The sequence below is a fragment of the Streptomyces sp. NPDC020379 genome (assembly GCF_044387105.1).
GTDB lineage: Bacteria > Actinomycetota > Actinomycetes > Streptomycetales > Streptomycetaceae > Streptomyces.
The window spans coordinates 64,461-84,596 of sequence record NZ_JBIRVR010000028.1; the positions used below are offsets into that span (position 1 = coordinate 64,461).

General features: G+C 71.8%; 15 protein-coding genes and 1 pseudogene. 9 read left to right on the plus strand and 7 right to left on the minus strand.

The features are described 5' to 3' along the window. Nucleotides 1-4 precede the first annotated feature (4 nt). From ACH427_RS28475 to ACH427_RS28490, 4 genes are all read right to left on the minus strand, one after another. The gene (locus ACH427_RS28475) at nt 5-862 is read right to left on the minus strand and encodes an SAM-dependent methyltransferase (RefSeq protein ID WP_398873968.1); all 858 of its coding nucleotides are present in this window, start codon (nt 860-862) and stop codon (nt 5-7) included. A gap of 15 nt (nt 863-877) precedes the next feature. Then, nucleotides 878-2,560 (minus strand): GH3 auxin-responsive promoter family protein, encoded by a 1,683-nt coding sequence (locus tag ACH427_RS28480; protein ID WP_398873970.1) that lies wholly within the window; start codon nt 2,558-2,560, stop codon nt 878-880. Beyond that, on the minus strand, nt 2,557-3,186 hold the full coding sequence (locus tag ACH427_RS28485) for a dTMP kinase (RefSeq protein ID WP_398873971.1): 630 nt from the start codon (nt 3,184-3,186) through the stop codon (nt 2,557-2,559). Before ACH427_RS28485 ends, ACH427_RS28480 begins: the two co-directional genes overlap by 4 nt. A 230-nt stretch (nt 3,187-3,416) precedes the next feature. Further along, a complete protein-coding gene (locus tag ACH427_RS28490) occupies nt 3,417-6,251 on the minus strand; it encodes an ATP-binding protein (RefSeq protein ID WP_398873973.1) in 2,835 nt (944 codons plus the stop codon). A gap of 598 nt (nt 6,252-6,849) precedes the next feature. Here ACH427_RS28490 and ACH427_RS28495 point away from each other — a divergent pair. Together ACH427_RS28495 and ACH427_RS28500 are read left to right on the plus strand one after the other, a co-directional pair. Then, nucleotides 6,850-7,296, plus strand: a complete 447-nt coding sequence (locus ACH427_RS28495; RefSeq protein WP_398873975.1) for an NUDIX domain-containing protein — start codon at nt 6,850-6,852, stop codon at nt 7,294-7,296. A gap of 156 nt (nt 7,297-7,452) precedes the next feature. Continuing rightward, on the plus strand, nt 7,453-9,075 hold the full coding sequence (locus tag ACH427_RS28500) for a purple acid phosphatase family protein (RefSeq protein ID WP_398873977.1): 1,623 nt from the start codon (nt 7,453-7,455) through the stop codon (nt 9,073-9,075). 119 nt (nt 9,076-9,194) lie between these two features. On the opposite strand, the gene ACH427_RS28505 is transcribed toward ACH427_RS28500, so the two are convergent. Next, nucleotides 9,195-9,734 carry a hypothetical protein gene (locus ACH427_RS28505; RefSeq protein WP_398873979.1) on the minus strand — a complete coding sequence of 180 codons (540 nt, stop codon included), beginning with the start codon at nt 9,732-9,734 and terminating at the stop codon, nt 9,195-9,197. Nucleotides 9,735-10,045: 311 nt separating this feature from the next. Next, a complete protein-coding gene (locus ACH427_RS28510) occupies nt 10,046-10,801 on the minus strand; it encodes a family 16 glycosylhydrolase (RefSeq protein WP_398873980.1) in 756 nt (251 codons plus the stop codon). A gap of 614 nt (nt 10,802-11,415) precedes the next feature. Here ACH427_RS28510 and ACH427_RS28515 point away from each other — a divergent pair. The 4 genes and pseudogenes from ACH427_RS28515 (at nt 11,416) to ACH427_RS28530 (ending at nt 14,352) form a co-directional block, all read left to right on the plus strand. Beyond that, nucleotides 11,416-11,871, plus strand: a complete 456-nt coding sequence (locus ACH427_RS28515) for a multiprotein-bridging factor 1 family protein (protein WP_398873981.1) — start codon at nt 11,416-11,418, stop codon at nt 11,869-11,871. A gap of 113 nt (nt 11,872-11,984) precedes the next feature. Further along, nucleotides 11,985-12,391, plus strand: a pseudogene (locus ACH427_RS28520) (hypothetical protein). A 184-nt stretch (nt 12,392-12,575) separates the two neighbouring features. Continuing rightward, the gene (locus ACH427_RS28525; protein WP_398873982.1) at nt 12,576-13,565 is read left to right on the plus strand and encodes a TauD/TfdA dioxygenase family protein; all 990 of its coding nucleotides are present in this window, start codon (nt 12,576-12,578) and stop codon (nt 13,563-13,565) included. Between the two features lie 313 nt (nt 13,566-13,878). After that, nucleotides 13,879-14,352 carry an ATP-binding protein gene (locus ACH427_RS28530; protein WP_398873983.1) on the plus strand — a complete coding sequence of 158 codons (474 nt, stop codon included), beginning with the start codon at nt 13,879-13,881 and terminating at the stop codon, nt 14,350-14,352. Nucleotides 14,353-14,506: 154 nt separating this feature from the next. On the opposite strand, the gene ACH427_RS28535 is transcribed toward ACH427_RS28530, so the two are convergent. After that, the gene (locus ACH427_RS28535) at nt 14,507-15,967 is read right to left on the minus strand and encodes a hypothetical protein (protein ID WP_398873984.1); all 1,461 of its coding nucleotides are present in this window, start codon (nt 15,965-15,967) and stop codon (nt 14,507-14,509) included. A 1,423-nt stretch (nt 15,968-17,390) separates the two neighbouring features. Between ACH427_RS28535 and ACH427_RS28540 the strand changes: the two genes are divergently transcribed. The 3 genes from ACH427_RS28540 to ACH427_RS28550 all read left to right on the plus strand — a co-directional run bounded on the left by ACH427_RS28540 (nt 17,391) and on the right by ACH427_RS28550 (nt 20,122). After that, nucleotides 17,391-17,690 carry a hypothetical protein gene (locus ACH427_RS28540; protein WP_398873986.1) on the plus strand — a complete coding sequence of 100 codons (300 nt, stop codon included), beginning with the start codon at nt 17,391-17,393 and terminating at the stop codon, nt 17,688-17,690. A gap of 287 nt (nt 17,691-17,977) precedes the next feature. Further along, nucleotides 17,978-18,940: an STM4015 family protein gene (locus tag ACH427_RS28545; RefSeq protein WP_398873988.1), complete on the plus strand. Its 963-nt coding sequence runs from the start codon at nt 17,978-17,980 to the stop codon at nt 18,938-18,940. A 21-nt stretch (nt 18,941-18,961) separates the two neighbouring features. Continuing rightward, complete coding sequence (locus tag ACH427_RS28550) at nt 18,962-20,122, plus strand: STM4014 family protein (protein WP_398873989.1); 1,161 nt, start codon at nt 18,962-18,964, stop codon at nt 20,120-20,122. Nucleotides 20,123-20,136 lie beyond the last annotated feature (14 nt).

The following is a 20,136-nucleotide window of genomic DNA, read 5'->3' on the forward strand; positions in this document are numbered from 1 at the left end:
ACGGTCAACGGCGCTGTCCGTGGACGAAGAACACCCGGCGCACGTCCTTGACGTGCCGCTCGGGCACCGGGTCCGGCCACCGGCCGTACGACGCCTGCGGCTCGCCGGGCTGCACGGCCTCGGCCGCGTAGCCGTGGCGGGCGAAGAGCGCCTCGGGCTCGTCGGTGCCGGAGACCCAGGGGCAGCCCCAGCGCGCGAAGACATCGAGCAGGCCCTTCATCTGGGGAAGGGTGAGGGCCGCCTCGTTGACCATGTCGGCGGCGATGCGGCTGCCGGGGGCGGAGAGGGCGGCGACGCGTGCCAGCAGGCGCTCGATGTCCGCCTCGGGGAGGTAGTAGAGCAGTCCTTCGAGCAGCCAGGTGGAGGGCAGGGCGGGGTCGTAACCGGCCGCGAGGAGGCTCTCCTCCCAGTGGTCGTCGGTGAGGTCGACGGCGACGGCGCGGCGGTCGACCCGGGGCTCGGCCTCCCCCAGCCGGTCCTCCTTGAAGGCGAGCACGGCCGGCCGGTCGAGCTCGAAGTAGCGTATGTGCGCGGGCCAGTCGAGACGGTAGGCGCGGGAGTCCATCCCGGCCGGAGCCAGGACGATCTGGGTCATCCCCTCGTCCGCGGCGGCCCGCTGGAGGTAGTCGTCCAGGAAGCGGGTGCGGATCGCGTTGTAGTCGGGGGTGCTCGGCAGGGTCTTGGGCCTGTCGGGCGGGAATGTCGCCGCGCGGACCTCGGCGAGCAGTTCCGGTCCCGTCTCGCCGACGAGCAGGGCGGCGTACGGGTCGTCGTAGAGGCGGTCCTCGCGGGCCGACTCGGCGGCGCGGAGGGCGGCGGTGAGCAGGGCGGTCCGCTCGACGGGGTTCAGGAGCTCGGTCATGTCGTGGGTCTTTCGTCAGGCCGATGTCGTACGGGTCAGGCGCTGCCACAGGCTCTCGTCCTGCCGGAACAGCCGGTCCTTGACCTGGGTCGGGCGGATGCCGCTGCCCACCGCCTCGTGCCAGTCGCGGTGGAAGGCGTCGGTGTCGAGCAGCCGCAGCGCCGGGGCGGTGAGGCGGCCGTCGGCGCGTGCCGCCGCGTAGTCCGCCGACTCCTCGGCCAGGGCCGTGTCCAGCAGGGCGGTGAAGCGCTCGCACTCGGCCGGGTGCCAGGGGCCGCGGGGAGCCACGGCGAAGGTGTAGTGCCGCCCCGTCCCGGTGGTGGGTTCCACCCGGCAGGCGACGTTGCGCAGTTGGAGGCCGGTGCGCGCGAGCGTGCCGCGCAGGGCCCGGATGACCTGGGCCTCGCGCAGCCGCTCGCCGACGGCGTCGGAGCGGGTGTTGCGGCCGGCGTACTCGACGCGGGGCACGCCGTCCACGTGGTCCAGGACGCGGACGACGTCGCCGACCGCGTAGCGGTAGAGCCCTCCGACGTGGCTGAAGACGACGTGGTAGTCACGGCCGGCTTCGAGCTCGTGGGGCAGCAGGGTCGCGGTGTCCGGGGAGAGGTCGTCCTCGGCGGGCACGAACTCGTACACCGCGGCGGACGCCACCAGGCCGCCCGCGGAGGGGTGCCGGTCCAGGGCCACGCCGACGGGTCCCTCGGAGGCGGCCACGGGGGCGGGCAGCGCGCTGACGCCGACGCCGAACTCCTCCCGCAGCGCGGGCATGTACAGCGAGGCGACGCCGGTGGTCCAGCAGAACAGGGCGCGGACGTTCGGCCACACATGGGCGGGGCGCACGGTGCCGAAGTAGTCGGCCAGTTCCTCGAGCTGGGCCGCGCGCGCCGGGTCCGGGGCGCCGTGCGGTACGCCGCCGAGGGTGCCGTCGCGCACCTCCTTGACGATGCGGGGCCACCACAGGTTCAGCTGGTACGGCACGGCCGCGACCATCGCCGGGTTGATGCCGATCAGGCAGCGGACGTCGCTCTGCACCGCGAGCCGCAGCCGGAGGTACATCTTCTCCAGGTGGTCCCCGGGAGCGACGTCGACCGGGAGGGTCGCCCAGGGTGCCCTGGTGCCGAGTTCGGCGGAGAGCGGCTCACCGAACTTCTCGCCGAAGTCGACCTGGCTGGCGCCGACGTGCGGGCGGCCACCCGCGGTCATGGGAGGGGCGGACAGCGGGTCGTGCTTGAGGTTGAGCACCGCGTCCGGCCGGTCGAGGATCTCGGGGTAGGTCTCCACCAGCGGCGCCCAGGCGGCGTAGTAGAAGGGGAAGAACGTCGTCTCCATGAAGCGCTGGGTGACGGGGATCTTCTTGTGGGCGCCGGTGCTGCCGCTGCTGGTGAAGTAGACGACCGGCGGGTCCGCCGAGAGCAGGTTCCGCTCCCCCGCCGCCATCCGCTCGATCAGCGGGGCGTGGGCCGCGTAGTCCTGCACGGGGACGGCCGCGCGGAAGTCGTCGATGGTGCGTATGCGGTCGAATCCGTGCCGCTGCCCGAATTCCGTTCCGGCGTTGAAGCTCAGCAGGTCGCTCAGGACGGCCTGCTGCTGTCCCGCCAGATCGGCCTGCGCCGTGATGAGCCGCTCGCGCTCGGCGAGGACCCGTGCGCGGTAGCGGTCGCCGTGCCCGGGGTCTCCCCAGACGGTGTTCGCGTTCACGGGGCGAGCACCTCCAGCACCGCGTCCGCGGTCCGTGCCGCGCTGGGCTGCTCCTTGATCACTGTCACCGGCAATTCCCGTACCTCTTCCAGCATCAGTTTCCGAAGGCTCTTCTGGTAGTTCTCGAAACCGAACCACTGGGGCCGGGTTCCGAAATGCTCCAGGGGGTTGAGCCGCGCCCCGTTCGCACTGCGCCGCCACGCGGATTCGGGTGAGACGTCGAGATAGATCACACGCTCCGGCTGGGGGAAGGAGCGCCACCAGGAATACATGGGGCTTTCCTCGATCCCGGCGAGCCGGCACTTCGCGAGAATCTTGTAGTAGTAGGAGTCGACCAGGACGGGCACTCCCGCTTCCTGCGCCTCTATCCGGTCCTTGAGATGCACGACCGCGGTCTGGAGCAGGCTCGCGAGGAAGTCCACGGAGTACGCGCCGCCGAGGGCGGGGAGCACGTCCTCGACCACGTTGCGGCGCAGCTGGGTCACCAGCGCGTGTTCGGGGCCGACGAATGCGCTGTCCGTCGACAGGGCCCGCCACGTGGGCAGCCTTTCCGCGAGCTCCGCCATGACCGTCGACTTTCCCGCGCCGTCGGGCCCGAGCAGCACGGAGAACTGAGGATCACTCATGACGCATTTCCCTCCTGCCGATTCACGGGGCACCGACGCCCGGTCCGTTCCGGCCGGTGCGGTCAGAAGCCGGCCGGTCTTGTTGATCACAGCCTGCACGGGGCCGGAGCGCCCCGTATCGTGGGAGCCCCCCGAGAACGACCACGAGATTTTCCCGATCCGGTTGCGCCGGCGGGATCGAGATCCCTCCGGACGCACGGCTTCGGCGCGCATCGGGCCGCATACGGGGGTCAGCCGGCCCGCTCGGAAGGCGCCCGCTCGGAAGCCGGGGCCATGAGCGTCCGGTGCAGTTCCCCGCGCCCGCTGATGCCGAGCTTGCGGTAGACGGCGCTGAGGTGTGTCTCGACGGTGCGCGTGGTCAGGTGCAGCCGCTCGGCGATCGCCCGGTTCGTCTCACCGGCCGCCGCGCGGTCCGCGACCCGCCGCTCGCCTTCGGTCAGCGCGGTCGCCCCCGTCGCGCGGCGCGTCCTGGGCCGCGCGCCCGCCGCGCGCAGGCCCCGCCGCGCGGCGGCGGCGACGCCGAGCGCGCCGCATCGTTCCGCTTCCACGAGGCAGTCGGTGAAGGTGACCCTCGCCGCGGCGAGGCGGCCGTGCCGGGTCTGCGCGGCGCCCAGGCCCAGCAAGGCGTTGGCGAATTCCAGCCGGGCGGGCGAGGGCTTGAGCACCTCGACGGCCTCACGCAGCAGCTCCATCCCCCGGCCGCCTCCCGTGCTCGCGCCGAGGGCGTGCAGCGCCGCGCCCAGCGCCCGTGCCGTCCCCCAGCGCCTGGCGTGCTCCAGGGCCTCCTCGGCCAGTTCCAGCGCCGCGCGGTATTCGCCGAGTTCCGCGTGGACATGCGCGGAAACGATCCGCCAGGGCAGTATCACCGGGTTCTCGAAGCCGGTGGAGGCGAGCCGGCGCCCCGCCGAGAGCATCAGGTCGAGTCCGTCCCGGGCGTTGCCCTGGGCGACCTGGGCCCGTGCGCACTGGAAACGGACGTAGGACGAGAGGTAGTCGGCTTCCTCCGGCGCGGCGGCGATCAGCTCCGCGGCCATCCGGGCCGCGGCCTCGGTGTCGCCGCGTTCGTTGAGCACGGTCAGCCGCACCGCCATCGGCGCCGTCCGCAAGGCCCCCCACTGGCCCGGGGGCAGCTGGGCCGAGACCTCCTCCAAGGACCGTGCCGCATCGTCGAGCCGGCCTGCCAGCAGGGCGATCACCGAGCGCGTGTCGACCAGATCCGCCGGCCCGGGGAGCGCGTGCGCGCGCTGCGATTCGCGGAGCGCGGCGTCACAGTGGCGGTCGGCCGCGTCGAGCCGGTCGGTCAGGGCGAGCGCGAAGACGGCTCCTTGGCCCAGATGGCCGGACAGCTCCTCGGGGGTCTGCGGCAGGGCTCGTTGGGCGAGCGCGGCGACCTGATCGGCCGGGATCCCGGACAGGGCCGCCGCGAGCGCGCAGGGGGCGAGCACGGCCCGCTCGCCCGGCGTCCGCCCGGACAACTCCCCCGCCATGCGGTCCAGTTCCGCCCGGGGGACGTTCTTCGTGCCACTGAGGAGCACATTGCCGATCCTGAGCCCCTGGAGGCGCAGCGAGATCTCACGGTCCACGGGCGTCAGCTCGTCGGCCAGCCGGTCGAGCAGCGGGATGACCTCGCCGCCGCGGCCCACGCGCGTGAGGACCGCGCACAGCGCACCGGCGACGGTGGCCTTGCTGGACGGTTCGGTCACGTCGTCGATGACGCGGGTGAGCTGGCGTATCGCCGCCGCCGGCCGCAGGTGCGACTCCGCCAGGCCGAGCCGCATCCGCACGGTGGTGCGCTCGTCCGGGGAGAGCGGCTCGGCGAGGGCGCGCCGCAGACAGCGCGCCGCGCTCTCGGGCGCGCCCTGCCGGACGGCCTGGTCGGCGGCGGCGATGAGGGTGCGCGCGACCCAGGGGTCGGTGGAGGGGGCGCTCGGGACCAGGTGGTCGCACACCTGGTCAAGGGAGGCTCCGTCGTCGAACAGCAGACGAGCGGCTTCGGCGTGCCACGCGGCCCTTCGCGGGCCGCCGAGATCCCGGCAGAGGGCTTCCCGCACGAGCGGGTGGGTCCACCGCAGCTCCCGGGCGTGCGTGAGCAGCCCGAGGCGGCGCAGCTGGTCCTCGGCGAGGTAGCCCTGCGCGTCGTCGAGCCCGGCGAGCCGCGCCGGGGTGCCGGCGTCGTCGCTCTCGCCCAGCAGGGCCAGGGCCACGGCGAATTCGCGGGTCCGTGGCCGCAGGCCCGTGAGCCAGTCGGCGAGGAACTCGGCGTACAGGAAGACCGTGCGCTTGGGCAGTTCGTCGCAGGAGAGGGCGGCGGCCTCCACGCGGCCGCCCTCCAGGGCCATGACCAGGGCGCGGAGCAGCAGCGGGTTGCCGCCGGTGAGCCGGTGGCAGGACCGCGCCAGCTCCGGGGCCGGGTCCTGGTCCCATACGTGGGTGAGGAGGCCCGCGACGGCCGCCTCGGTGAGCGGTTCCGGCCGGAGCGTGCGGCAGTTGGCCGCGAGCGAGAGCGCCGTGAGCGGGTCGCTCGTCTCGTCGCCGCGGTGGGTGAGCACGACGAGCACCCGGGACCGGGTCAGCTTGCGTATGAGGTAGTGGATCCAGCGCAGGGAGGGGGCGTCGGCCAGTTGGGCGTCGTCCACGACCAGGACCACGGGTGTCACGGCCGCGATCCGGAGGGTGAGCCAGTAGAAGCCGTGCAGGACGGGCAGTGGGTCGTCCTCGGGGGCGACGGCCGCCCCGGTGTGCGGCACGGTGGACAGCACGCGCGTCGCGGGTTCGGCGGGCCCGGCGAAGGCTCTCTCCGCGCGCTCGGGCCCCCACTCGGCGACCACCGGCTCGAAGAGCTGGCGCACCACACCGAACGGAACCTCTCGTTCCGCCTCGTCGCAGCGCGCGTGCAGCACCAGGGCGCCGTCCCGCCCGGCCCTGCGGGCGAACTCCTCGACCAGGCTCGTCCTGCCCATGCCCGCCGCTCCCTCGACGAGCACGACCCGCGGCTGCCCCCCGGCGGCCAGGCGCGCCTCGCGCTCCAGCACGGCCATCTCGTCTTCCCGCTCGAACAGGTCCACGCGTCCCCCTCCCGGACGGCCGCGTCCCCCGACCACGGCCCGCCCAAGATCATAGTGTTTGGGTCCGACTACACCCTGGAAAATGTCCGGTCCATACGCATTGGCCTGAATCCATGGCCGCGACCACATCCAGGAAGATGATCTTGAGGGTGTGAGGGTTGCCCGGACCGGGAGCACCCGAGCCGGGAAGACCCGCACCCTCCGGCCGATCCGCAAAGCTCCCGCCCGAACGGCGCCGCACCTGCCGGTGCGGGCCCGCGACTTGATCGTTCCCAGCCGCAACGCAAGCCCCGGATCGAGTGAGCGACCACGCCGGAGTGAATCGCACAAGCACCTGGACGCGCCTTCGCCGTATGACTGCGGGCCGATTGACACACCCCCGAACTTCCGCGCGACGAAACGCCCTCCGGAGACCGTGACGCCCCCGATCGGGGGTCGTTTTCCCGATCACTCGTCCGATCCACAGTCAACGAGGAGGCGCAGTGCTTCACCACCAGGACTCCCTCTCGAACATCACGGGGGTGCGTTTGCGATTCGAACACGACGGCCGGCGGCCGCCCGCCCGGGGCGGCTCCGCGACCGGTGCCGGGAGGCCGGCATGAGCCCGCTGCCGCAACTCCGGTGCGTGATCGATGTCATGGTCCTGCTGCACAGGGACGACGGGCGGGTACTCCTGCTGCGCCGGCCCGGCGGCACCTTCACGGACGGCCTGCTGGCGCCGCCCGGCGGATTCGTCGAGCGCGGCGAGACGTTCGTCGACGGCGCGCTGCGCGAGGTCCGCGCGGAGGTCAGCGTGGGCATCGACCCGCTGGACCTGGAATTCTGCCACCTCATCCACCACCGGGGCCCCGAAGGCGAGGACCGGGTCGGCATCGCCTTCACCGCACAGCGGTGGTCGGGCGAGCCGCGGAGCGGGGAGCCGCACAAGCGCACCGCGCTGGTGTGGGCCGATCCGGCCCGCCCTCCGGCGGACTGCGAGCCCTACGGCGCCGCCGTCCTGCGGCAGTTCGCCCACGGGGCGCTGATCTCCACCGACGGGCTGTGACCGGTGCCCCGGCGGGAGGGGCCCGGCCTTCCGCGCTTCCCGCCGGGGCGGGCGCCATCGCCCTGAGCGCCCCTGCGGCTCCGGCCGCAGGGGCATCCATGTTGATCACTTACAGTGCTCTGGATCATCAACTCCCCACAGCGAAAAGGCCTTTTCATGGCGATCACGCGCAGATCCGTACTCAAGGGCTCATCGGCCGCGGCGGCCCTCTCGGCCGTCGGCGCCACCGGGGCGGCGGCTGCCGCCGCCCCGGACACCGCGCGGCCCGCCGCCGCGCCGCTGTCGCAGTCCACGCCGCACCGGGTGGGGGCGCCCGGTGTGCTCGGCGTGCACCTGCAGTTCGGCACGGACCCCTCCTCCGCGATGACGGTTTCCTGGATCACCCCGCAGTCGGTGCGGCGCCCGCAGGTGCGGCTCGGCTCGCCCGACGGCGGGCACGGCCGGGTGATCGACGCCGAGACGAAGACGTACCGCGACGGCCTGTCGAAGGAGGAGGTGTACGTCCATCACGCCCGGATCACCGGCCTCCGCCCCGCGACCACCTATCTCTACACAGCCGGGCACGACGGCGCCCACCCGGAGAGCGGCTCGTTCACCACGGCGCCGCGCGGCCGCGGCGCGTTCACCTTCACCAGCTTCGGCGACCAGGCGACGCCCAACCTGCGGCGCGTGATCCACCTCCCGGACGGCGTCCCCTCCCCCGTCAACCGCTTCCCGCTGCACACCAGCAGCCAGGTCGGCTCCCCCGCGTCCGCCGACATCGTCTCCGCCGTCGAACGGGTCGGACCGCTCTTCAACCTGGTCAACGGCGACCTCTGCTACGCCGCCATCGCCGGTGCGTGGGGCACGAGCCGCGTGGCGACCTGGGCGGACTGGTTCATCGGCAACAGCCGCTCCGCCCGGCTGCGCCCGTGGATGCCGTGCGCGGGCAACCACGAGAACGAGAAGGACAACGGCCCCATCGGCGCGGCCGGTTACCAGACCTACTTCGCGCTGCCGGAGTCGGCCGCCTCCTCGGACGAGGAGACCCACGGCATGTGGTACGCCTTCACCGTCGGCGCGGTCCGCTTCATCAGCCTCGCCAACGACGACGTGGCGCTCCAGGACGGCGGGGACACCTACATCCACGGCTACTCGGGGGGCGCACAGCGGCGCTGGCTGGAGCGCGAGTTGAAGGCGGCCCGGTCGGACCGGGGCATCGACTGGATCGTGGTGTGCATGCACCAGCCGATGATCTCCAGCACCAGGTCGGCGGGCAGTGACCTCGGCATCCGCGAGGCGTGGGGGCCGCTCTTCGACCAGTACGGTGTCGACCTCGTGGTCTGCGGCCACGAGCACCACTACGAGCGGTCGCACCCGCTGCGCGGCACGCTCCCCAACGACACGCGCACCCCGATCCCCGTCTCGACGCGGACCGATGTGATCGACACCGCCAAGGGCACCGTCCACATGATCATCGGTGCGGGCGGGAACATCGCCACCACACAGGACGACATGTTCGACACACCGCGGGCCCGGGTCCTCATGGGCCTGAGCGACAAGACGGCCTCCTCGGGCCACAAGGAGCCCGTATGGGCCACCGAGGAGGCCCCCTGGGCCGCCGTGCGAGACCACAAGTACACGCATGGGTTCGCCGCGTTCGACGTCGACCCCGGCGACCGGAAGACCGGCCGCACCAGCATGCGGGTCACGTACTACACCTTCGACGGCCCGCACGGCGATCTGACGCCGGTGGACACCTTCACCCTGGAACGCCCGCGCGCCGACGCCCGCTCCTGAGCCGGGCGCGGGGTCCGGCCGCCGTACCGCGCCGTGCTGTACGGCGGGCGGACCGCGCCACCGGGTGCGCGCCGCCCGGGCGGTCACAGCGGGCCGGGCGGTCACAGCCGGCCGGGCGGTCACAGCCAGCTGACGCGGGCGCTGCCGACCGGCTCGTCTCCCGGCGCCAGAGCGAGCTCCCCCGCCCACACGCCGTCGAGCAGGCGCCGGACGGCGTCCACGATCTGCGGTACGGCCGCGCGGAGATCGGCCGGGTCCGTCGGCGCGATCTCGTCCGGGGACAGCCCGACCTCCTCCAGCAGGGCGGTGACGTCGGAGAGCTTCCCGGTCAGCCACGGCAGGGGGTCGGCGGACAGCCCCTTGACGAACACCCTGCGGCCCGGGTTCCAGCCCTGGAAATTCGGGTGGTGATGCGTGCGGTCGAAGCTCCCCGGCGCGGAGTCCACCGACTCCAGCAGGTCGACCCGCCAGAGCGGCCGGTCGACCGCGATGGGCCGGGCGGAGTAGATGGTCCCTTTCAGCTCCCCGCGCTCGAGGATCCGGAGCTCCAGCCGGACCCCCCGTTCGGGGCTGTCCTGACCGGGCTCCGGGTCGGGGTCGACGAAATAGAGGTCACTCACCACGACGCCGATCCGCTCAAAGCCGAATACGTACAACACGGCGACACCATCCTGAAGGTCGGCTGCGTCCTGTCACACCACTCCAGGATGCCCGGGACGACGACCCCGGAGAAGAACGCGCCCACACGCGCCCACTGGCTCAACCGCCCCGGACGGCGAATGCCCCGCCACCGCCGCAGGCCCGCGCCGGGACCTCGCCATCCGCCACGGCGCCTTCTCCCACCGCGTCGGCTACGGCACGCCGTACGCCTTCTCCCACGCGTTCAGCCGGGAGTCCGGCACGACCGCCGGGCCGCTACCGGGCGGAGCGGCGGGATGCTTGCTGACACACCGTCCCTGCTGACACACCGTCATGGAGCCGCGTACGCCCGTACGTAGTCCACCGTCATCGTGGCCGGGAACGCCGTCGTGGCGTCCGGCGGGCCGGGCCAGTCGCCGCCCACCGCGAGGTTGAGCAGGAGGAAGAAGGGGTGGTCGAAGATCCATTCCTTGCCCGGGACATCGGCGGGGGTGCGGGTCTGGTACGTGTGGCCGTCCACGGAGAAGCTGAGCTTGCCGGGTCGCCAGTCGACGGCGAAGACGTGGAAGTCGTCGGAGAAGGGCCGCCCGTCCGGGAGGCGGTAGTCCTTGGTGAGGCCCTGTTCGCCGGAGTAGCCGGGGCCGTGGACGGAGCCCCAGACGGTGTCGGCCTCCTTGCTGCCGACCTGTTCCATGATGTCGATCTCGCCGCACTTGGGGTCCTGGCAGGCGCCCTCCCCCTCGTCGTTCCCGAGCATCCAGAAGGCGGGCCACAGCCCCGGCCCGGCGGGCACCTTGATGCGTGCTTCGAAGCGGCCGTAGCGCTGGGCGAAGGTGCCGCGGGTGATGAGCCGGGCCGAGGTGATGTCGCAGGGACCCACGGCACAGTGCGCGCCGGGCGCCGGCGCGCGGCGGGCGGTGATCTCCAGATTGCCCTTGCCGTCGAGCGAGGCGTTGTCGGGCCTGTCGGTGTAGTTCTCCCACTCGTGGTTGCCCCATCCGTCCGCGCCCGTGTCATGCACCCACTTCGCCGGATCGGGACCGCTCCCGGCGGCTCCGCTGAACTCGTCCGACCACACCAGGCGCATACCCCCCTCCCCCGAACCGCCCGGAGCGGCGGGGGAGGCTGACGGCGCGGGTGCTGCCGACGGCCCGCCACAGGCCGTCAGGACCAGGAGGGCCAGGGCGAGTACCCAGGGGCGCAGGGAACGCATGCGGGGCCTTGTCGTTGAACGGTCCGCCCTCGCAAGCGGGCTGACGTTGAGCGTCGAAGCCCTACCGCGGCTTGCTCTCAGGCTTCTCTGGGGACGGGGGAGGCTACCACGTGGGGCGCGACTGGGCGTTCTTCGCCGGGGTGATGGCACGCGGAGCGGGACCTGTCTCGGCCCGGCTACATGGCAGTCGCGCCCCGGTCTCCGCTGAGACCGAGGGTGTAGGTGAGCTGACCGGGCCCCGGGCTACCCGAGGGCGGCGGGCCCCGCGGAAGGCGGTTCGCCGTGTTCGAGGTACTGGGGGTGGGCCTGCCCTCGGGCGGTGATCGCTTGCTTCACCCGGCGGGCGAGTCGGGGGATCAGCAGCTCGTCGCGTGCTTCCGTCGGGTGGAACTCGGCGGCCAGCAGTTCGTCCGCCGGGAGCTCCGCCGGCGTCGCGCAGCGTGTGAGACTCGATCTGGCGTAGCAACGGGAGGGCGACGACGCGCGGCATGACCGATCACCGGGCGTTCGGTGAGCGCGTGAAGTTCTACCGGGAGCGGCGGGGGCTGCATCAGTGGCAGCTCGCGGAGCTGCTGAACCGGTCCGAGGACTGGGTCCACCGCGTCGAAGCCGGCCGTATCCCGGTGAACAACGTCAAGATGCTCATGGATTTGGCCGATGCGCTGCGGGTGCATCTGGAAGACCTCCAGGGCGCTCCGACCCTCCTGGAGGACCAGGGCGACCACAAGGCGAGCCGGGCCCGGCTGCGGCTGGACGGCGCCCGGGCGTACGGGGAAGCCGGCCGGACGGATGAGGCTGTCGACAACCTCAAGCGGGCGTACAGGACGGCGCCCGAACAGATCAGGGCGCGTGAGTTCGCACGCGACTTGGCCCGGCGCCTCCATAAACGCACCCATCGGCGCGACATCCAGGACCTGGCGATCGGCCTCGGAGCCATCAAGTAGCCTGCGACTTGGAGCGTCCGCCAGTAGGTCATGTCGCGACAGTGGGGCGGCGTGATGGATCCGCACTGGATGACCATGGAGTTCTCTGCGCTCTGTGGCCATCGGGAGAGTTCGTGTCCGTCGTGCCTGCCTCCATCATTGCCCCGGTCCGTGAGGAGTTCCTCGCCTCGCTGCCGGATCGTGAGGACGCTCATCCCTTGGGCTGCCACAACCCGCGCATCCGGACGGGGTCGTGATCGACGGGATCGTGCTCGCCCTGGTCTCCGGGATGGGCTATGAGCGCGTTGCCGACGAGGCATGCTCGGCGACCACGATCCGGCTACGCCGCGATGAACGGAAGCGCACGAACTCGTGGATGAATAACTTCGGCAAACTCCGCCGCAACACCGAACGCCACCGGACCCGCACCGAGTTCTGCCTCGCCCTTGCCACGGTGATCGTCACCGTGCGCGGCCTGACCCTGCGGGCCTGGTACACCCACCGCTGGCACACCCGCCCCACCAACCCCCGAATCCGATAGCTCCAGCCCACGCCCTTTGATCGAACCCTCTTGGCCTGCTGGGGCTGTTGAGGCATCGCCGCAGGATACAGCCCTGCGAGAAGGGGCTCGAAGAGTTTCGGTTCAATAACCGGCGGACGCTCTTCGTTAGAAAAGGGCCATGTTGGGCACGCTGTCATGCATAGGCCCTCTATGGAGAGTGGCGGTGAGGAACATCAGTCAGGGTTACAGGGCCGCTGCCACGGCAAAGGCGGTCAAGGCTGCCGGTATTGAAGTGAAAGCGGTCGCGGGGCACATTGGAGCGGAGATCACCGGCGTCGATCTGGCTGATGACCTCGACGATGCTGTTGTCGCCGCGATCAGGGCAGCACTGCTGCGGTGGAAGGTCGTGTTCTTCCGAGAGCAGCGGCTGGATCACGCCGGGCATGTGGCATTCGCTCGACGGTTCGGCAGCCCGGTCGTCTTGCCACGGCGCGGCAGCGTGTCTCCGCCGGATGTACCTGAGGTTGAAACAACTGCTGACCGACTGGAGCTACCTGGTCGCTACGGCATGGAGAGTTCGGAGTGGTTGCACCGGCGCAACCACACGTTGCTGCGGCGCTGGCATAGCGACAAGAGCAACCACCTCGACCCGCCGGCCGGGACAATCCTGCGGGCCGAGACCGTACCGCCATACGGCGGCGACACCACCTGGTCCAGCCTTGTGGCGGCCTACGAAGGGCTGTCGATGCCAGTACGCGCCTTCGTGGACGGGCTGCGGGCCGAGCACAGACTGGGCGTCGGCTACCAGCCACGGCCCGGGGATGACGCGTACGTACGACACCTGCTGGAGCATCAGGTTGCCACCGCGCACCCGCTGGTGCGGGTGCATCCTGACACCAAGGAACGGTTGCTGTTCATCAACGGCTACTACGTTGAGCAGATCATTGGCCTCTCTCGCCAGGAGAGCCAGGCGATTGTGGACATGCTGCTGGAGCAGGCGGTCCGCCCCGAATACACAGTCCGTTTCCGCTGGGACTCAGGCAGCGTAGCGTTCTGGGACAACCGGGCCACCATTCACCTGGCCCCCCGTGACACCTCGCATCTCGACTTCCCGCGGATTATGCACAGGGTGATACTCGCCGGAGAAGTGCCAGTCGGTCCAGACGGCAAACCGTCGGAATCGTTGACCGGAAGCGAGCCAGGACGCTGGTGAGGCACAGACCAGATACGGCTGATGCAGACGCCGAGCGAGGGGAGTCAATGGCGTAGGCGGCGTCGCCGGATCGTGGTCGCCGAGCACGCGTCGTCGGCAACGCGCTCATAGCCCATCCCGGCCATCACGCCGCCCCACTGTCGCGACATGGCCTACTGGCCGACTCGGTACCCGCCTTCTCATCCCGTCACGTTCCCCTGATTCAGGAGGATCAGCAGTGGGACCAACACGGGCCGAACAGAAGACGGATGCCTCGGTTGCCCTGGCCTTCCGCGATGGAGGACAGACAGTTCCCGTAGGGCGCTTCCGGGCGATGACCCTTTGCGCGGAGTCGCCGGACACTGGGCAGGCCGCGCGGGGCATGGTGCGCTCAGCTCTGGCGGACTGGGGGCTGAACGACCTGGTGGACGACGTCCGACTCGCCGTCTCGGAACTCGTCGGCGACGTGGTCCACCACGCCGTTCCGGGCGAGTGCCTGGCGACCCCCGGCCCGCAAAGACAGCTCGACGTCACGCTGACGAAGTGGCCGAAGTGGCTGCTTCTCGGAGTGATGGACGAGGATTCCAGCTCACCCACCATCCCGGTGGGCGAGATTTTCTCTCCGCGCATGGCGACGAGCCTGCCCGAAGCGCTGTTGCCCGACCGCGGACGGGGCCTCTTGATCGTTCACAGTCCGGCGGACGCCCTGTGGTGGGCGCCGAACGAAAGCGGCGGGAAGACCGTCGTCTGCCGCTTCGACCTGGACGGGCACCCCACTGACGGTTCCCGGGCGAGGAAGGACGCCTGATGGCGGACGTTATAGGGACGACGGTGTGCAAGGGTGCGCCTGCGCTACGGGGCAGGACTGACGCAGCACCTTGACGTCTTGCGTGGCGGGCCGTAGGGCGCGGTGACAGCGGAGCGGGGTCGCGGACTTCCGACGCGTCGGTGTCGTGGGCCTGTCAGGGGGCGGTCTTCGGGCCGGCGTCGAGTCGGCCGGCGGGACGGGTCGCGAGGGTCATCTCGATGCCTCGGATCCTGAAGTGCTGGGACGGACGGAGCCCGGCAGCCCGCATCTCCTGCTCCTGGACAGCACCGGCCCGCTCGGCTGCCGGACCGGCGGCGGCCGAGAGGTGGGTGCACGCCACCTGCCAAACCCGGGGCGCGCGCTCCAGGCGGTGGGAGAGAGTGGTCAGGTCGGAGGGCTGGTTGTCCAATGCGCCGGCTTCGGCCGCGGTACGTGTGCGGCTGAGGTCGGGACGCCAGGCGAAGGTTTCCTGGTAGGCGGTGGAGATCAGACCGCACCGGGCGCCGGTGAACACGACGGTGTCACCCGGGGCACCGTGGACGCGCAGGATCCTGATGGCAGCCATGGTGTCCCACGGACGGCTCGGCTCCAGCCGGATCGCCCGGTGGGAGAAGGCCAGGGGTGCGGCCATGGCCAGGACGAGCGCCATCCGGGCCGGCCAGGGCAGTGCGAGGAGGCCCGCGGCGAGCAGCAGAGCCAGCGCCGGCAGGCAGAAGAGCAGGTAGCGATACGCGAACACGGGTTGTGCCAGGGCGGCCAGAGCGAGGAGCACCGAGGGCAGGACGAGCCATGGCACGCCTACGGCGTGGAGCAAGCGCGGGAGAGTACGTCGCCGTACCACCAGGGCCGTCAAGGCGATCAGGACCGAGCCGAGGAGGGCGAACTTCAAGGAGGGCAGGAGGGTGTCCTGGCCAGGGGACAGCAGCCAGGAGAAGAAGGCCAGAGGAGTGCCCAGCGAGACCGGCGGGGCCTCGCCCACAGCGGAGTGCTGGGTGAGACCGAGGATCAGCAAAGGCGCCACGGCCACGATCCCCGCCGCCTGGGCGGTCACCACCCGCAGGGTCGTGCGGCGCCCGGGACGGATCCAGGCCACGGTGATCGCGTGCGCCGCGAGCAGGAGCAGCCCCATCACGTTGAACCAGCCCAGCACGGCCACCAGCACCGCGTATCCGACCGGCCATCGCCGGCGGCTGTCGCCGAGGAGAATCCTGACCAGGGCTCCGGTGGCCAGGACGGCCGCCGCCATGACGAAGGCGAACGAGCGGCCCTCCTGCGCGTACCGGGACGCCGTCGGCGCCACCGCGAGAGCCAGCCCCGCACACACACCGAGACGAGGCCCGTCCAGCAACCGGCCCAGCCACACCATCCCCGCCACAGCGACGGCGACCGCGGCCGCCGACGGGACCCTCATGGTGAACTCGGTCACCGAGGTCACCTGCCCCACCAGGTGCATCAGCACATAGTGCAAACCGTGTACCGCGTCGACCCGCCCGAGCAGCGCGAACAACTCCGGCCACGACCGCCGCGCCACGTCCATGGTGACGATCTCGTCCGTCCATGGGGACGGGGCAGTGTTGCCCCAGAGCCCCAGCACGAACGCGAACACCGGCGTCATCCACCCCACCACGCGCATCCATGCGCCGGACCACGCGGAAGGCCATCGGACTGCTTGCCGAGCGGGGAGCGCGCTAGCGGAAGGGAAGGTCACGCTGTTGCCTTCCACGAAGCCACCACGCGGTACGTCAGCGCCACCGGAACAACCTCCACACGATCGACAGGGTCTGGAACCGCCGGAAAATGGGATGATATATCCCGTGCTGCCCTGCCTGCTCCCACCGAACAACCCCTCCAGCATGCCTTGGGCTCCATGGAGCGGGCCTCGGCCATAGGTACAAAGGTCGCCCAGGTAGACCGATGCCGAGTCTTCGTCGGTGAGGACGGCGTGCACGATGCCGGGCAGTGCTGGAGGCAGTACCCGCGGGCCCCGGAGTCCGGCGGCGGGCAGCCGTTCGGCGCCGGACCGTACGGGATCATTCCGCCCAGCTCAGGGTCGGCGTCGAGGGCCTCGTCAGGGTGGTCCTCCAGCTGACGGTGGAGAACCGGCGGCTGCGGGCGGAGCTGACACCTGCCGATTCGCCGGCCCGGGTCCTGCCGCACGCCCGGCCTCACCCCGGCGGGCGCTGAGGCCGGAGCTCCCGGTGGGCGGCGGTCCGCAGGTCGTCGGCCGGAGCCCGGGGTCCGGAGATCGTCAGGGCCCTCGGCGCACTGAGCTCACGGCCGGCCTCCCCGGGACGTTCCGCCGGGGGTGAACGGCGTGACGGTGATGCCCTGGGCAGTGAACGGGTGCGGCTGGAGGTATCGCGTGCCGCCGGTCCCGCACAGATAACGTACGGGCTCCGACCGCGGCGGTCAGGTCGGCGAGCCGTTGCGAGCCTCCCGGCCGGGCCGGGAGGCCGCCGCTGCGGAGGATGCGGCCTCGCCAGTCGAGGAGATCCAGCAGGACCCGGGTGGACGCCTCGGCGACGGCCACTGTCCGTTCGTCGGTGAAGGCGTCGAGGACCGGGGCCGGCGCCTGCTCGAAGGCGGGCCGGCGAGGGCCGGCCCGATAGTGGTGACGCAGCGTGCGGGCGGTCCGCTGCCTGGACCGGGCGGGCTCGGTCATGACCGCGCCCCTGGTCAACGTCCTGCGGCCGAAAGGGAGATGGGTGGGGAGGGACAGCCATCGGCGGTCAGCTGAGTCGTCCAGGGCGGCGAGGCGGGTGCGGTGCGGACCAGGCCCTGCGCCCTGGTTCCCTCGACCGGGCTCTGTGGTTCAGAACTGCCGCACCGCGGCAGCTTGCCCAGAGGCTTCTTGATCTCCGCGATGTCCATCGCCGGCTGCGGTTCGCCACGGGGCGTGCGGGACACCCACGCCAAAGGTCCGCACACGCTTCCGCTCCCGGCGCTCCGACGAGCCGTCCCGTGCGCCGTTGCCGCCGTCGGCAGGGCGGAGAGACTGCGGGGAGGCACCCGGTGAGAACGGACAGGAGCACCCGATCATGGCCATCATCGTCACCTTCGACATGGAAAACACCTCTGCCGCCCGGGAGTTGTACGAAACCTGCATCGACCGCGTCACCGAAGGCCGGGGCTTCAACTCACCGGCCGATCTGCCCGTGCCCGGGCTGCTCGCCCACATCGCCGCCCCGGTCGGCGGCTGTTGGCGGGTCACCGACGTATGGGAGAGCCCCGAGTCGTTCGAGAGCTTCGCCAAGCTTCTCGGTCCCATCCTGGCCGACCTGGGCTACGAGCACCTCCAGCCGGTCGTCTCGCCCGTTCACCACGTCGTCCTCCGCTGACAAGGACTCGTGCCCCAGGCGCGTCCCCCGGCGCGGTGGTTCGCCACCGAGGACCCCACAGGCCCGGCGGACACAGCGTCACGGCACCTGCGACAGAAGCGGCCCCGGCGGCCGCCACGGGAAGTGGCGGCCGCCGGGGCCGCCGGCATCTCCACGAGCCAGGCAGGGTACGGGCAGCCCGCGAGACCGCGGGCGAGCGCCCCCGCCCCGCCGTTGTCAGTGCCGCTTGGTACAACTGCCTGGCACATCGAGCAAGCGAACGGCACCGTACCGAGGAGCAGGCAGCCATGGCCATCTACGAACACATGCGGGAGCTGCACGGCCTGCCCGCGTTCTCCTTCCCCTTCGAGGCCGGGACGGAGCCTGCCGGGCTGCCGGCGCCGGAGGCCGTTGCGTGGCGGGTCGCTGTGGACGCCTACGACAGCGAGGAGCAGTGGCAGGACGTCTTCGCCCGGTTCACCCGCGCCGTGGACACCACGCGGGTGCGGGCCCTGATCGTGGGCGCGTGGAACGAGCCGTACGAGACGGGGCCCGACGCCGTGATCGCGGCGCTGCTGGCGGCGCGTGACCGGCTGCCCGCGCTGCGTGCCCTGTTCCTGGGTGACATGGTGTCGGAGGAGTGCGAGATCTCGTGGATCACGCAAGGGTCCGTCGCTCCGCTCCTGGAGGGCTTTCCCGAGCTGGAGGAGTTCGGGGTCCGTGGCGGCGCCGGCCTGGTCCTCCCCGCCGTCCGGCACGAGCGGCTGCGTTCCCTCACGGTGGAGGCCGGCGGTCTGTCCGCCCAGGTGGTGCGGAGCATCGCGGCGAGCGAGCTGCCCGCCCTGGAGCGCCTCGACCTGTGGCTGGGCACGTCCGATTACGGCGGTGACGCGACCGTCGCGGACCTCGCGCCGTTCCTCGCCGGGGAGCGGCTGCCGAGCCTGACGCACCTGGCGCTGCGGAACAGCGAGATGCAGGACGCGGTCGCGGCGGCGGTGGCCTCCGCGCCGGTCGTCGCGCGCCTGGAGGTCCTCGACCTGTCGATGGGTGTGCTGACGGACGAGGGCGCGGCGGCGCTCCTGGCGGGCCGGTCGCTCACCCACCTCAAGAAGCTCGATCTGCATCACCACTATCTGAGCGAGGAGATGGAAAACCGCATACGCCAGGCCCTGGAGCCGGCCGGTGTGGAGACCGACCTCGATCCGGATGACACCGAGGAGTACACGGAGGACGACGGCGAGGTCTGGCGCTACATCTCGGTGAGCGAATAGCGAAGGCCGGGGAAATACGTCATGTCAGCATCGGGCACCGGTCAGGACGGGCCTCGTTTCGCGGTCGTCGGCAATCCGGAGAACCGCCGTGTGCGGCTGTTCGCGGACGCGGTGCGGGCGGCGGGGCTGCCCGGGCCGCGGATCGTCGCGTGGCGGGACGTCCTTCGGGACGGCGGCGCGGAGTTCGGCGCCGGCGAGACCGTACGTCTGGACTCGCCCGGTGAGGACGCCGGTGTCGACCGGGCGCTGCGGGGTGTCGACGGGCCGACCCGGGTGGAGGGCGGCGCCCGCTGGTACGGGCGGTTCACGGCCGCCGTGCGGTCGTTGCGCGGCGGTGTGCGGCTCGACGACCCGGACGAGCTGGCCGTGCTCTTCGACAAGCGGCGCTGCCACCAGTTGCTCGAAGAGGCCGGGGTGCCGGTCCCGGCCTCACCCACGTCGGGCCCGGCGGCGCCGGTGCGCGGCTGGGACGACGTGCGGGCGCTCATGGGCGCGCCCGGTATGCGGCGGGTCTTCGTCAAGCTCGCCCACGGCTCGTCCGCGTCCGGGGTGCTCGCCGTGGAGACGGCGGGCGCGGGGCGGATCCGGGCGACGACGTCGGTCGAGCTGTCCCCGGACGGGCTGCTGCACAACTCCCTGCGGCTGCGCCGCTACACCGGCGAGCGGGAGATCGCCACGATCGTCGACGCCCTCGCGCCCGACGGCCTGCACGTCGAGCGCTGGCTGCCCAAGGGCTCGCTGCACGGCCGCGCCGCCGACCTGCGGGTCGTGGTCGTCGCCGGGCGGGCCACCCACGCGGTCGTCCGCACGAGCCGTTCCCCTCTGACCAACCTTCATCTCGGCGGCTCCCGCGGCGACCTGTCCGCCGCCGTCGAGGCGGCGGGCGGGCAGTGGGCCCGGGCCCTGGAGATCTGCGAGCGCGCCGCCGCCTGCTTCCCCGGCACGCTCTGCGTGGGCGTCGACCTCCTGCCGGCCGTCGGCTGGCGGCGGTTCGCCGTCGGCGAGGTCAACGCCTTCGGCGATCTGCTGCCGGGGCTCACGGGCCTGCCGGGCAGCGGGGCCGAGGGGCACGACACGTACGGGGCGCAGGTCGCCGCCGTACGGGACGGGCGGCCCGGCGCCCGTCAGCACCACCAGCACCGCCAGCACCACCGATCGAGGAACACGCATGAAGCAGCCTGACCCATACGGCGCCG

Coding starts and splice junctions, on each gene's coding strand:
- ACH427_RS28475 (WP_398873968.1), bottom strand. CDS start 862: ATGACCGAGCTCCTGAACCCCGTCGAGCGGACCGCCCTGCTCACCGCC.
- ACH427_RS28485 (WP_398873971.1), bottom strand. CDS start 3,186: ATGAGTGATCCTCAGTTCTCCGTGCTGCTCGGGCCCGACGGCGCGGGA.
- ACH427_RS28495 (WP_398873975.1), top strand. CDS start 6,850: ATGAGCCCGCTGCCGCAACTCCGGTGCGTGATCGATGTCATGGTCCTG.
- ACH427_RS28500 (WP_398873977.1), top strand. CDS start 7,453: ATGGCGATCACGCGCAGATCCGTACTCAAGGGCTCATCGGCCGCGGCG.
- ACH427_RS28510 (WP_398873980.1), bottom strand. CDS start 10,801: ATGCGCCTGGTGTGGTCGGACGAGTTCAGCGGAGCCGCCGGGAGCGGT.
- ACH427_RS28515 (WP_398873981.1), top strand. CDS start 11,416: ATGACCGATCACCGGGCGTTCGGTGAGCGCGTGAAGTTCTACCGGGAG.
- ACH427_RS28530 (WP_398873983.1), top strand. CDS start 13,879: ATGACCCTTTGCGCGGAGTCGCCGGACACTGGGCAGGCCGCGCGGGGC.
- ACH427_RS28535 (WP_398873984.1), bottom strand. CDS start 15,967: ATGACGCCGGTGTTCGCGTTCGTGCTGGGGCTCTGGGGCAACACTGCC.
- ACH427_RS28540 (WP_398873986.1), top strand. CDS start 17,391: ATGGCCATCATCGTCACCTTCGACATGGAAAACACCTCTGCCGCCCGG.
- ACH427_RS28545 (WP_398873988.1), top strand. CDS start 17,978: ATGGCCATCTACGAACACATGCGGGAGCTGCACGGCCTGCCCGCGTTC.
- ACH427_RS28550 (WP_398873989.1), top strand. CDS start 18,962: ATGTCAGCATCGGGCACCGGTCAGGACGGGCCTCGTTTCGCGGTCGTC.